The following is a 12310-nucleotide window of genomic DNA, read 5'->3' on the forward strand; positions in this document are numbered from 1 at the left end:
GAGGAGCAATGCGCTCCTCGACCACTGCCTAACGGCCTCTCTTCGAGATGTATCGACATCAACTTTGGGATACAGTGTCCTCATACGGGGACAATGAAGGCGGGCGCATGATCGACGTCGATGACATCAGGGCGTTCCAGACGGTTGCCAGTCTGTTGAGCTTTTCGGCAGCGGGACGGGTACTTTCAGTGCGCAAGTCAGCCATCAGCCGCTCCATACAGCGCCTGGAGGCCCTACTCGGCGTCCGCCTTTTCGAACGCACGACCCGTGAGGTCGCATTGACCGACGCAGGACGAACCCTGCTCGGCCGCTTCAGCGACATCGTGGACCGCGTTGACGACTTGGTCGACCTCGCGGCCAGTCTGGCCTCGCATCCGCGCGGTCGTTTGAAGGTAACGGCCGGTATCGGTTTCGGAATCGAGGTTCTGACCGAGCTCCTCCCCCAGTTCTCAATGGCGTTTCCGGAGATCGACATCTTCCTCGACCTGACGAGCCGGTCTGTCGACCTTGTCGCCGAGCAGGTTGACGTGGCCTTCAGGATGGGCCCGATGATCGACTCCACCCTTGTGGCGAGTCGACTAGGTGCGATTGGATGCACGCTGTGCGCGGCGCCGGCCTATCTCGAGCGGCGTGGCTGGCCGAAGTCGCTGGACGATCTGCGCACGCACGATCTGCTCGCTATTCCCCGCGGAGACGGCCTCCCACGACGTTGGTGCCTGAGCGACAGGGACGGCGTAGAGCACCAGTTCGATGCGGCCGCACGGCTGACGGCGAACGATCCGCACGCGATCCATGCGATGGTGCTCAACGGTGCGGGCATCGCAGCCCCGGCGAAGTACCTGGCCCTGCCGGAGATCGAACGCGGCAACCTCGTGCGCATCCTTCCGGAGTGGAGCGTGCCGGCCGTTGACGTCAGCCTGGTCATGCCGGCGGGCCGGGAGCGCAGCCCTGCCGCCCGCGTCTTCGTCGATTTCGTGCGGAAGTGGGCAGCGGACGATGCTTGCTGGTTCGAAGCATGATTTTGTTGAGAATGGGAATACCGGCGCGACGACCACAAGAGGCAACAGATTGGGGGAGCGACCGTTAGCCAGCGCCCGCAAGCGCCCACGCAAAGAGCAGCGTTGTGACAGCACCCAGCGCACTCCCGACGTTGTGCAGCTTCCCCCATCGGATCAGCATGGCACGGCTTTCCGCGCCAGCCTCGCTTACGTCCATTGCCATCAAGCGCTTGTTGACGGGCATGATGATGAAAAGCGTGAAGGGCCAGTTGGCGAGCAACAGGATGCTTCCGGCAAACGGCACTGTCAAACCAAATGCACCGCTGATTTCCTATTTGGTTAGAGCCGCAAGTTGATCAGCCTTGGTGTTAATTTGTTCCGCCAAAGGACCGCCTATGTTCTCAGTGTCGGACCGGCTCGGAATCGAGATTACGGCCGGTCACCGCTCAAACGAACCAAATTCTGGTTAGTCTGACAGTACCGCTCGACAGTAATAGAAATCACGCAGGCAGATGATGCTCGGTCGTTGGAATCGCCGAACAACATTTTGCCACAATTGCAGCCAGTGACATTTGTGTCAAACATCTGAGCGTCTGGCGCAGGCGATGGCTCTACTACTTTGCCGTCGGATGGCGCTTCCAGAGTACCCAGGCCATCGCTGCCAGCAAGGCAGTGGCGGCGAGCAATACCATCCATAGCAACGTCTTTTGCCCGGAAATCCCGGCATCCATTGCCGGCACCAGTTGCAGCACCGTTTCCGGTGCTGTTGCCGTCGCGACGGGGATGGTTGTGCCGGGTTGCGTGACGACGGAATCGAGCGGCAGGTATTTATCGGACGCGTTGACCCGGCCGCTTGCCAGCGTGAAGGGCGGCCGGCCAGCAGCGAGGAAGACGATCGCGCGTGGAGCGAAATCCAGCCCCAGCGTGGGGGGAGAGGTGAAGCCGGGCGAGCGCTGGTCCGCTTCGATCCGCAACAGGCGATGAGGTTGGCCATCGAGCGTGATCGCGCGGGGGCTATCCGCGGGGCCGGGCGGGCGGGCGGCGGTGCCCTGGCCCAATAGCGCCCAGGGTTGCTCGCGGTCCTCGCGACCGAAGATTCGCACGGGGACGATCATGTCGGTACCGGTCGGCACGATCTGGAGCGTTTCGATCGGGCTGGCGAACGGCAACGCGATATCGATGGCGTGCGGGTCGGCGATCGGCGGCAGCGCGGCTGCGATCGAGACCGTCGCGGCGGACGGGGCACCGGTCGCCAACACCGCTTTCCGCACCGTCACTGGCGCCAGCAACCTCGATGCAGCGCGCCAGGTGATGCGGAGATAGTCGTCGGCCAAGGTGGCATCCGCGAGGTCGATCTTCGTCGGTTCCCCGGCGGCGCTGCGATAGACCACCTTGTCGCCTAGCGTCCGCCAGTTCTTGAGATCGGCGCTTGCCTCGACGGTGAACGTTACCGGCTGCGCTTGCGGGGTGTCGGCGTCCAGTGTCAGGCTGGTCGGGTCGCCTTTTACGGCGCGGGCATCGAGCAGGACGCCGAGGATTGTTGCGGTCGCCGGGCCACCCGGCAGCGTGCCGACGACCTGCGCGACGCGGGATGCACCGTCGCCGTCCAGGCGCAGCGATACGCCGGTGACGTTCAGTGCGTCGGCAGCGCCGAGGATCGGGAGTGCGGGCAGATCATACAGCCGTCCCGGGCCGGCGGCGGGTGCGATGCGGGCGATCGGCATCGCCCGTTTCGTTGCATCGAACACGCGCAGATCGGCGAGATCGGCAGACCGTGACGCGGCAAGCACCGCCGCCGGTATTGCCAGACGCTGGATCGTGGATCCCGGCGGCGTCGTGATCGGCAGGCGCAGTTGATACGATTCCGGCGTATCGCCCGATCCGGCCGGGGCGGCGGCCGCCAGTGCGCATAGCGTTAGCGCCAACCCGCCGAACCTGCGGATGTTGTTCATGCCTTCACCCCCTCGTCTGCGAGCGAAGCCGCCTTGGGGGGCAGGGGGGCGAGATAGCCGACCACCAGCATCAGCAGCCCGACGACGATGAACGCGATGATGCGCGCGCCGCCACCGGCATTGTTGAGATCGATCAGCAGCAGCTTCGCTACGGTCAGCGCCAGCAGCCCGGCCCCGACCAGCCACAACGTCCGCTGGCCGCGACGATAAGCCAGCACCATCAGCGCCAGCGCGAGCGAGGTCCACAGGATCGCGAGGCCGGTCTGGACGACGACGCTGGCGAGCAGCGCGTCGCTATCCCACGGCACTCCCAGCAAATGATGCGCGATCCGCAGCCAAACCGTGTTGACCATTACGAACGCCAGCGCCGCCATCGCCGCAAACGCGCCGGTGCCGCCGAGTGTAGTTGCGCCGAGCGGAGCGGGTTCTGCGGCAAGGATCGTTCGCCGCCACATCTCCAGCGCTGCCAGCGACAGGCCGAGCGTCAGATCGACCGGGTTGAGCAACGGTATGTACGGCAGCGGTTCGGCGCCGCCTGACGACACCAAAGCCGTGAGCAGCGCGCCGGCATAGGTGAGCGCGGCGATCGGAATTGCGGCATACCAGGCGTAAGCGGTGGCATGGCGATCGAGCGGCCAGCGCTTTGCTGGCGTGCGCGTAGTTATCGATCGCCCGGCGAGTGCCAGCAAGGCCAGCACGGCCAGTGTCGCGGCGAGGAACGTCACTTGCGCCCAGGACGTGTCCCACAGCCCCGCACGATCGATGCCCTGCCACAGGCAATCAGCCAGCATCGCTGCGCCGAGCCAGACGCCGCCGATATGGATGCCGGCCAGTATCGGCCGCCATTCGCTCAAACCGTCCTGCTCGTCGTTGCGGTAGAGCAGGCGCAGGTGGAGCGCGATTGCGGCGATCCACAGCGCCCAGTCCGGCGTATCGAGGACGTAGCGACCAAGCGCAGTTACCGTCAGGAAGGCCAGCGCCAGCGCGGGCAATGTGACGTAGCTCGGCCATTGCGCGATGCGCCAGCGGTGTCGCCGGGCGATCCACTGCGCCGCCGCGGCGCTGAGCATGAACGCGAGCAGCAGCAGCAACGGCTGCAGGCCTGGATCGAATACCGGCACGAACGGCGTGCCGGCATGCAGCGGCGGGATGCTGCGTGTCACTTCGCCGGCCCAGGCGGCGCACCAGAAGGCAAAGCCGAACAGGAATGCGGGGGCAGCTAAAGCGGCTTCGACACCTGCATAGGATTGTGCCAGTCGCGAGCCGCTATGCTTCAGGGGTTCGCGCAGCCACCACGCCGTGGCGAGCGCCGCAAGCGCGATCAGCATCGCGCCGACGAACGACGGATTGACGATCGGCAGCGCGGACAGATCGCTCCATTTGCCGATGAAGATCAACGCCGCGAGCAATTGCAGCAGTAGGCCGAACAGGCGCGGCATCCAGCGCGCCTGCCGCATGCCGACCCAAAACGCGCCTACGCCTTCCAGCGCCCACGCCGCCGAGGTCCAACGTGCGCCGAGCGCCAGCGGTATCGCCATCGTGACGAAGCCGATGCCGATCGCCAGCATCGTCTCGTTCAGGGTGCGGAAGCTCTCGCGCCGGTAACGCATCGTCCAGCCGGCAATGCCCAGATACAGCGCCGCGAAGCAGAGTGCGGCGAAGGCACTGCCGAACGGGCGATCATGGACCAGCCCGACTTGCAGCCCGAACCCGGCGATCGCCGGCCCGAACAGCAACGTGGTATCGACGATATTGCCGAGCCGGCCCGGCGTCGCTCGGGCATACAGCACGGCAGTGATCACGTAGATCAGGACCGATACGATCAGGAAGCCTTGCGCGGCGACATAGTCGATCGGCTGGTAGGCGATCGTGCCCCACAATGTCGCAACGCCGAACGTCGCGAAGAAGCCGATCAAGTTCAGCGCGCGCCACGCCTGACGCTGCGCGATGAACAGGATCGCCAGATTGAGGATGGTGTAATAGGCGATCACGATGACGATGCTGCCACCGCCGCCCGCGAGCAGCAGCGGTACGGCGAAACCACCGGCGAATGCGGTGGCGGCGAGCGCCTGCGATCGCTGTAGCAGCGCCAGCGCGCAGCCGAGCGCGCACACCACCACCATCAGCGCAAAGGCCGCGGTGATGGGAAAAGTGTCGTACAGCTTGGCCGCGGCGAACAGCGTTAGGTAGATCGTCGCGATGCCGGCGCCCTGCAGCGCCAGCCCGAAACCGGGACGCGCGGTGCGTGTACGGAAGCCGACTGCCAGCAACGCGATGCCGAACGCTACCACCAGCGCCAGCCGCAGCTCGATCGGGAACAGGCCGGCGGATGCGGCATAGCTGGTCAGGAACGACAGCCCGACGAACAGGATGATCAGCCCGACGCGGACGATAGTGTTGCCACCGAACAGCCAGCCCTTGGCCGCTGCGACGCCGGCGGCGATCGCTTCCTCGACCATATTGGGGGCATCAGGCGTTGGGGGCTGGGCCTCGTGCGGAACCGTCAGGTGGATGTTGCTTGCCGATGCCGGAGCGGTTTGCGGCTGAGGCGAGCTCCGCACGATGACGGCGGCGGGGCGTTCGGTTGGCGGGGCGACGATCGGGGCCGGGCTCGCCACGGCGTCCGGGCGGGGCGCGACGCGAGCATTCGCGGTGAGGCTATCGATCTGGTCCTGCAGCGCCTGCGTCACCTGGCGGACCTCCGCCCGGACACTGCGGCGCATGAACCAGCCGAACAGAAGGCCGAACAGGCCGCCGATTATGAAGCCGTAGGTTTCGAATTCGGCGATGCTCCAGCCGATCAAGGCGCCGAAAATGCCTGCCCAAACGATCATCGGTGCCCATCCCCCTCTCGCGCCTTTGCCGACACGAAAACGACACATGCCGCACCAGCGCCGTGCGGTCGAGGCTGATCGAGATTAGTTTGCGCCGATCGCGGCGATCGGACGTTGCGCGATGCGGGCAATCCTTGCACGACGATCGGGCAGGGCGATCGACACGGATCAACGGAAGGGGACGATCATGGCATCGATCAAGAATCTGGGTTTTCTAGCGCAGTTGCGCAGCGACGCGAGCAATCACGTGATCCGGTATCGCAGCGGCAAGGTGCGGCAGAGCGGGCGCGGGTTGGTATTCTGGTTCCGGCCGGAGACGGCGAGTATCGCCGAACTGCCGATGGACGACCGCGAGATGGCGATCTTCGTGAAGGGCCGCAGCCAGGATTTCCAGTCGGTCGCAATCCAGGGAACGCTGACCTGGCATGTCGTCGATCCCGAACTGCTCGCGTCGCGCGTAGATTTCAGCCTCGCGCTGGTGACGGGTGCGCATCTGAGCGAGCCGATCCAGCGGATCGAAACGCGGCTGGCGGGCCTGGTGAACCAGGCCGCGCTGCAATATCTCGCGCAATCCCCGGTGCGGCTGCTGCTGGATGCCGGGCCGGAACCGTTGCGCCACCAATTGGATGCAGCGCTCGCCACCGATCCGGCGCTCGGGGAGATCGGCATCGCGGTGACGGCGGTGCGACTGACCAACCTGGCACCATCCAGCGAACTGGAGCGGGCGTTGCAGACCCCGACGTTCGAAGCGTTGCAGCAAAAGGCCGATCAGGCGACGTTCGAACGCCGCGCGCTGGCGGTGGAGAAGGAGCGCGCGATCGCCGAGAACGAGCTCGCCAACAAGACCGAGCTCGCGCGACGCGAGATGTTGCTGATCACGCAGGAGGCAGAGAACGCCCGCAACCGCGCGACCGGCCATGCCGAGGCGCAACAGGTGGAAGCAGCGGCGGAGGCCGAGCGTATCCGCACCGTGGAAAGCGCCAAGGCGGAGGCCGAGCAGGCGCGCATGACGATCTATCGCGATCTGCCGCCAGCGGTGATGCTGGGGCTTGCGGCGCGCGAACTGGCGGGGAAGCTGGATACGATTGAGCATTTGAACGTGACGCCCGATCTGCTCGCCGCGATCATGGGTGAGTTCCGCCGAGACTCCCTGCCGCTGCCGCCGCGCTGACGCGCCGATGGCTACCAACAGCCCGCGCGCGGTGTTTGTCACGCGTGAGACGGATTACGAACTGCTGCTCGCGCGCCATGCCACGCGCGGGCAGGCGAAGTTTTTCCTGGAAACACGCGGGCAGGACATCGATCTGCTGGAAGATCGCCATCGCCAGCTGCACGCCACGCTGCAGGCGGGGCGCGCTGCAGTACCGCACGACTGGCGACAGGCGGCACTGACCCGCGCCGATCTCGATCGCTTCCTGTTCGGGCCGGAGGACGTGATCGTTGCGGTCGGGCAGGACGGGCTGGTCGCGAATGTCGCCAAATATCTGAGCGGCCAACCGGTGCTTGGGCTGAACCCCGCGCCCGATCTGTATGACGGCGTGCTGGTGCGCGTGCCGCTGGCCCGGCTGGCGGCGCTGTTGCCGGCGAGCGTGGCTGGTGCAGCGCCGGTCGAACACCGCACGATGGTGGAGGCGCGGCTTGATACCGGCGAGCGGCTGTTGGCGCTGAACGAAGTGTTCGTCGGGCATCACAGCCACCAGTCGGCGCGGTATCACATCGCGACGCCTGATCTGGCGGAAGATCATTCGTCCAGCGGGCTGATCGTCGCGTCCGGCACCGGCGCATCCGGCTGGGCACGGTCGATCATGGAGGCGACGCACGAAGTCCTGTCGCTGGATCCGCAGGAACGCGCCGTGGCATTTTTCGTGCGCGAGCCCTTCCCGAGCGTCGCGACCGGCACGTCGTTGCGCGCCGGCAAGCTGGCACAGGCGCCGCTAGACGTGACATCGCGGATGAACGATGGCGGGGTGATCTTCGCCGATGGCATCGAACAGGATTTCCTCGCCTTCGATTGGGGGCGTGGCGTGAAACTGGGCCCCGCCGCGCAGACGCTGCATCTTGTCACCGGGTGAGCGCCCGGGTTTGATGCGGCGCATATGGGCCGACAGATGGGGCCGGGGCCTGTTGCTGTTTATGGCCTGGCTGGCGGGCACGATCCTGCTGTTTGCGGCCTGGATCGGGACGGCGATCCTGCGCGGCTCGACCAATCGTGACGCGGGCGCGGTGGCACTGAACCTCGTGCTGGTGATCTTCCTGGCGACGATATTCCTGCTGGTCATGCACGGCGCGATGTATCGCTGGTTCCTACATACCGCCCGCAAACGTGCATCGGGCGCCTTGCGACCTGGTGAGCGCGAACCGGAGTTTGGAACGGAACCTACACCGCCGCCGCCGCGGATCGAATGGCCGTGGACGTTGCGGCTGCGTCACGCCTTCATGTACGTGGTTGGTATCGCGACATTGCTGTATGTCTTCGCGTCCTATGCCGATCAGCTGGCGATCGCGCGCTTTATCGTGCGCCACAGTATGGGGCCTGCCTCGGCGGGCAGCCTTGGTTCGCTGCTGTTCGTCTATCTGCCGATGGTGTTGCTGTCCGGGCTGGCGATGCTGCTGACGTGCCGCCAGATGCGGCGTCGGGATGCCGGACTGCTGGATGCGCGCGAAAAGCAATTGCTGGAGGCGGAGACGGCATGGCTCTTCTCCTTCGCTGCGGGGTTCACGATGACGGCTATGCTGTGCAATTGGACGGGGAACATGATCGTGCAGTATCTATGAAAGCGGTAATGCTGCTGGCGCTCGTTGCGACGGGCGCACAGGCGAAGGCGCCCGATGCCGACGCGGTGACGCTCAGCAAGTGCCTCGACGATCCGGCGCATGCCTCGACCGGCGGGCAGACCGATTGCGAGAGCACGGCGGCAGAATCCTATGATCGCCGGATGAACGTTGCCTATGCGGCGCTGCTGCGGAAGCTGCCGGCCGCAGCGGGGGCGCGTTTGCGGGTGTCGCAACGGGCGTGGCTGGCGTTCCGTGATGCCGAGGCTGCGGCTCGCGGTGCGCTGTACGAGACGCGGCAGGGAACGATGTTCGTGCCGATGCAAGCGGCCGACGAAATCGCCATCGTCCGCGATCGGGCAGTGCAACTGGAGCATTATCTGCGGGTGATGGCGATCGACTGAGGCCTGCCCCGATCCGCAATCAGCCGGGCAGTTTGCGCTTTAACGCTACGCCACCGAGCGTCAGCACCAGACCGAGCCCGATCAGGAACATCGCGAGTGCGTTGCTGCCGACCTCGCTGGTGTTCGCCGCGGCGATCGAGCGGGCGGCGGTATCCGCGTCGGTCGCCGTCACGGCGGTGGCAAAGGCGGTTTCACTGCACTGTGCAACCATATCCGCGCCGGCACCGCGCGACTTCATCTCCTCCTGGCAACGCTGGACGAGCGCCCCATCTGCGCGCGGGGCGCCGCCGGTGAACTGCATGAAGCCGCCGACGGCCAGCAGGAGCAGCCCAAGCACGATCAACACTATCGGGTTCTTCTTCATGCCGTATTTCTCCGGGCTTATGTCGGCGTACCTGTGCCCATAGTATCCTGCACCACTGCGTCTATTCGACGTCAATGTAGTACAAGACATCCTCAGGTGTGTATGCATCGAATAGCGGGTCGGCGTGCATGGCGGCAATGGCATGACCCAGCCGTTTCTCGGTGAGAGCATACAGCCATCCGGTACCTTGACCGAGACAGTCCGTCATGTGCACGCGCAGCGTCTGTACCAGCATCATGTGTGCGGGTTCTGTCAGTCCAAATGCACCTATCGTTAGGCGGGACCACGTAGGGCGGTCGGCATGTCCCGCCCCCGCAAACCCGCCAGCCCGTTCCGCTATTTCAACTCGTCGCCGGAGGTGATCCGGCTGCCAACAACCGGGTCGAGAACAGCCATCTGCCGTTCCGACGACGAGAGCGAGCGATGCTCAGGTTCAGGCGTATGAAAACGCTGCAAAAGTTCGCCAGCGTCCATGCCAACCTCTACAATCACTTCAACCTCGAACGCCATCTCGTCGACCGCCAGACCTACAAGGAACGCCGCTCAACCGCGCTGGCTGAGTGGGGTCAGATCGCGAGCTAGACTGTCGCGCTCAAAAAGCCGAATGCATCGTGTGGAGAGCGGTTCGCATTAGACTGACAGCACCGCCAACTAGTCTTTGCAATCCGATGTCAGCGGAGAAACTCGCTGAAAACGGCGCGGTTTCGCCGCTTTTAGCTCCCGTTAGCGTACCGGGGAGAGCCGCTCTCAGGCTCCTTTGCGTAAAACCGGATGATTTTTTCTGGGCGTAACGGGCGCAGTACCGTTTCGGTGACCAGCCTGAAATCGGCAATATTTCGGTAATTTAATCATCATCGCAGCTGAGCCAACGTGGCCTGCAAACCGTCGTCTGGGCACCTTGGATCGCGCAAGGACCATGAAATCACTTTCCCGTTTAAGGGGGGGCCAATTTCCCGTTTTCAGGGCAATAAAACGGGAATTTGCGCGGAATGGCCTGATATGGGCGTTTTAGCGCAAGGGAAGTAGCTGAAACAAGGCCATTTATTGTTGATATTCCCGTGTTTCAGAAACGGGGATTTCAGACGGCAAAACCACTCCCGCGGGACGCGTTTGGTCCCGAAATCGCGAGGTTCGATCGCGTCTACACTGCCGGAAAAACTTCACACGGCGCTTGCTATTAGGCCAGAAAATCGTACGCCTGAATTGTCGAGAGGGCTTGGTACGGTGAGATCCGTGCAAGGTACGATCGACGTTGTTCGTGCTTGGTCTGGTCTCATCTTAACTGACCCCGTGAGGGGTCTCGATAAGGTGAATGATGATGACGATGCCCCGGACGACTGAAGCTGGTAAAACAATCAGCTTCCCCAAACTTGGTCCGATCGAAACGGTCCCGACTGCTCTCCTTAAATCGTATGCGCACAACGCGCGCACCCATAGCGAGCGCCAAGTCGCGCTGATCGCACAGTCGTTCGAGGCATTCGGGTTCACTAACCCAATCATAGCTGAAGAAGACGGCACGATCATCGCGGGTCATGGTCGTTGGGAAGCGGCAAAGCAGCTTGGGCTCGAGCACGTGCCAGTCCTTCGCGTCCGCCATCTAACGCCTGACAAGATCCGTGCCTATCGGCTGGCGGACAACCGGTTGGCCGAGCTTGCGGGCTGGGACGAGGAGATGCTGATCATCGAACTCGGCGAGCTAACAACGATCGATCTCGATTTTAGTATTGAGACGATTGGCTGGACCTTCCCGGAGATCGACGTGATGCTGGATCCGCCTGAGGACGCGAATGCGGACGGTCCGATCGACGCAATCGATAGCGATATTCCTGAGCCACCGATGGCACCGGTGAGCCGGCTGGGTGATCTATGGCAAATGGGTGAGCATCGGCTGCTTGTGGGATCGTCGCTTGAGTCGTCGAGCTATGTCACCCTGATGGCCGGGGCGCTGGCCACCATGGTATTTCAGGATGCCCCCTATAACGTTAAGATTAACGGTCATGTTAGTGGGCTTGACCTGCTCCCCGTTTTCAGGCCGCTGATAACTTAGCTTCGGTGTCCATATGCCCTTGGCGGGGGCGGTTCGTAAACTCGGCGGGTGCCAGCCCGCCAAGACTGCTGTGCGGACGCACGGTATTGTAGTCCGTCCGCCAAGCCTCGATGATCCGTCTCGCCGTCGCCAGCGATGGAAACAAGTGCTCGTTCAAACACTCGTCGCGCAAGCGACCATTAAACGATTCCACAAAACCGTTCTGCTGCGGCTTGCCCGGCGCGATGTAATGCCACTCGACCCCGGTGTCCTGGCACCAGGCGAGAACGGCATGACTGGTCAGTTCGGTGCCGTAGCACATTGGGAAGCGCCGGTTCGGGAGCCACGACGGCCCTGATGAAGACAAGGCCGCGTAGCGGCCGCAGGCTTCATCAGGGCAAGCCATGGCCGGCCAGCAGGTGTCTAAAGTGAAGTTGTCGAGACAACACTTTGGAGGCCGACCGACCATGACCAAGCTCTGTTCTACACCCGCCGGCGCTGTGCTGGTAGCGATCGATATGTCCAAGAACCGGCAGGAGGTCCTCATCGAGCGACCGGAAGGCGGCCGGCGCCGACGTATGACCGTCATGGCGACCAAAGAGGACTATGACGGTTTTGCCGAACAGCTCGGTGGGTGCTGTCAGTCTAATGCGAACCGCTCTCCACAAGATGCATGTCGGTCTTTGAGCAGGACGGCCTAGCTCGCGACTTGGCCCCACTCAGCCAGCGCGGCTGAGCGGCGTTCCTTGTAGGTCTGGCGGTCGATGAGGTGGCGTTCGAGATTGAAGTGGTTGTGAACGTTGGCATGCACGCTGGCGAACTTCTGTAGCGTCTTCATTCGCCTGAACCTGAGCATCGCTCGCTCTCGTCGTCGAAACGATAGGTGGCTGTTCTCCACCCGGTTGTTGGCCCAGCGCCCGACCTCCTGCTTCTCAGCGTTACCGAGCTCATTCATCGCTG

11 protein-coding genes and 3 pseudogenes are annotated in these 12310 nt (G+C 63.7%); 8 read left to right on the plus strand and 6 right to left on the minus strand.

Features of this window, described 5'->3' with window-relative positions; genetic code table 11:
• Nucleotides 1–107 precede the first annotated feature (107 nt).
• Nucleotides 108–1019 carry a LysR family transcriptional regulator gene (locus U1739_RS18145; RefSeq protein ID WP_332710009.1) on the plus strand — a complete coding sequence of 304 codons (912 nt, stop codon included), beginning with the start codon at nt 108–110 and terminating at the stop codon, nt 1017–1019.
• Between the two features lie 64 nt (nt 1020–1083).
• Here U1739_RS18145 and U1739_RS18150 read toward each other — a convergent pair whose 3' ends face one another.
• The 3 genes from U1739_RS18150 to U1739_RS18160 form a co-directional block, all read right to left on the minus strand.
• Nucleotides 1084–1302 carry an anthrone oxygenase family protein gene (locus U1739_RS18150; RefSeq protein WP_332710010.1) on the minus strand — a complete coding sequence of 73 codons (219 nt, stop codon included), beginning with the start codon at nt 1300–1302 and terminating at the stop codon, nt 1084–1086.
• Nucleotides 1303–1612: 310 nt separating this feature from the next.
• Nucleotides 1613–2950: a DUF3999 family protein gene (locus tag U1739_RS18155; RefSeq protein ID WP_332710011.1), complete on the minus strand. Its 1338-nt coding sequence runs from the start codon at nt 2948–2950 to the stop codon at nt 1613–1615.
• A complete protein-coding gene (locus tag U1739_RS18160) occupies nt 2947–5784 on the minus strand; it encodes a DUF2339 domain-containing protein (protein WP_332710012.1) in 2838 nt (945 codons plus the stop codon). The genes U1739_RS18155 and U1739_RS18160 overlap by 4 nt, the downstream gene beginning before the upstream one ends.
• Nucleotides 5785–5971: 187 nt before the next feature.
• On the opposite strand from U1739_RS18160, the gene U1739_RS18165 reads away from it, so the two are divergent.
• Genes U1739_RS18165 through U1739_RS18180 form a run of 4 tightly spaced genes read left to right on the plus strand, consistent with a single transcriptional unit; the run spans nt 5972 to nt 8960 of the window.
• Entirely contained in the window at nt 5972–6955 is a 984-nt protein-coding gene (locus tag U1739_RS18165; RefSeq protein ID WP_332710013.1) for an SPFH domain-containing protein, read from the plus strand.
• A gap of 7 nt (nt 6956–6962) precedes the next feature.
• Nucleotides 6963–7856: an NAD(+)/NADH kinase gene (locus U1739_RS18170; RefSeq protein ID WP_332710014.1), complete on the plus strand. Its 894-nt coding sequence runs from the start codon at nt 6963–6965 to the stop codon at nt 7854–7856.
• A gap of 52 nt (nt 7857–7908) precedes the next feature.
• Entirely contained in the window at nt 7909–8559 is a 651-nt protein-coding gene (locus tag U1739_RS18175; RefSeq protein ID WP_332710015.1) for a hypothetical protein, read from the plus strand.
• Between the two features lie 8 nt (nt 8560–8567).
• Nucleotides 8568–8960, plus strand: coding sequence for a lysozyme inhibitor LprI family protein (locus U1739_RS18180; RefSeq protein ID WP_332710016.1), 393 nt, complete (start codon nt 8568–8570; stop codon nt 8958–8960).
• A 19-nt stretch (nt 8961–8979) separates the two neighbouring features.
• Here the strand turns inward: U1739_RS18180 and U1739_RS18185 are convergent, their stop codons facing one another.
• Nucleotides 8980–9324 (minus strand): hypothetical protein, encoded by a 345-nt coding sequence (locus U1739_RS18185; RefSeq protein WP_332710017.1) that lies wholly within the window; start codon nt 9322–9324, stop codon nt 8980–8982.
• A 372-nt stretch (nt 9325–9696) separates the two neighbouring features.
• Here U1739_RS18185 and U1739_RS18190 point away from each other — a divergent pair.
• A pseudogene (locus U1739_RS18190) lies at nt 9697–9906 on the plus strand (IS6 family transposase); the annotation flags it as partial.
• A 730-nt stretch (nt 9907–10636) separates the two neighbouring features.
• A complete protein-coding gene (locus U1739_RS18195; protein ID WP_332710019.1) occupies nt 10637–11371 on the plus strand; it encodes a ParB/Srx family N-terminal domain-containing protein in 735 nt (244 codons plus the stop codon).
• Here U1739_RS18195 and U1739_RS18200 read toward each other — a convergent pair.
• Nucleotides 11352–11663, minus strand: a pseudogene (locus tag U1739_RS18200) (integrase core domain-containing protein); the annotation flags it as partial. The gene U1739_RS18195 and the pseudogene U1739_RS18200 sit on opposite strands and share 20 nt — an antisense overlap.
• A gap of 154 nt (nt 11664–11817) precedes the next feature.
• On the opposite strand from U1739_RS18200, the pseudogene U1739_RS18205 reads away from it, so the two are divergent.
• Nucleotides 11818–11979 (plus strand): annotated as a pseudogene (locus tag U1739_RS18205) (IS110 family transposase); the annotation flags it as partial.
• A 68-nt stretch (nt 11980–12047) separates the two neighbouring features.
• Here U1739_RS18205 and U1739_RS18210 read toward each other — a convergent pair.
• Nucleotides 12048–12310: DDE-type integrase/transposase/recombinase (locus U1739_RS18210; RefSeq protein WP_332710020.1), on the minus strand; the 263-nt coding region annotated here is incomplete at its 5' end.

The organism is Parasphingomonas puruogangriensis (assembly GCF_036663635.1).
In the GTDB taxonomy this organism is placed as follows: domain Bacteria; phylum Pseudomonadota; class Alphaproteobacteria; order Sphingomonadales; family Sphingomonadaceae; genus Sphingomonas.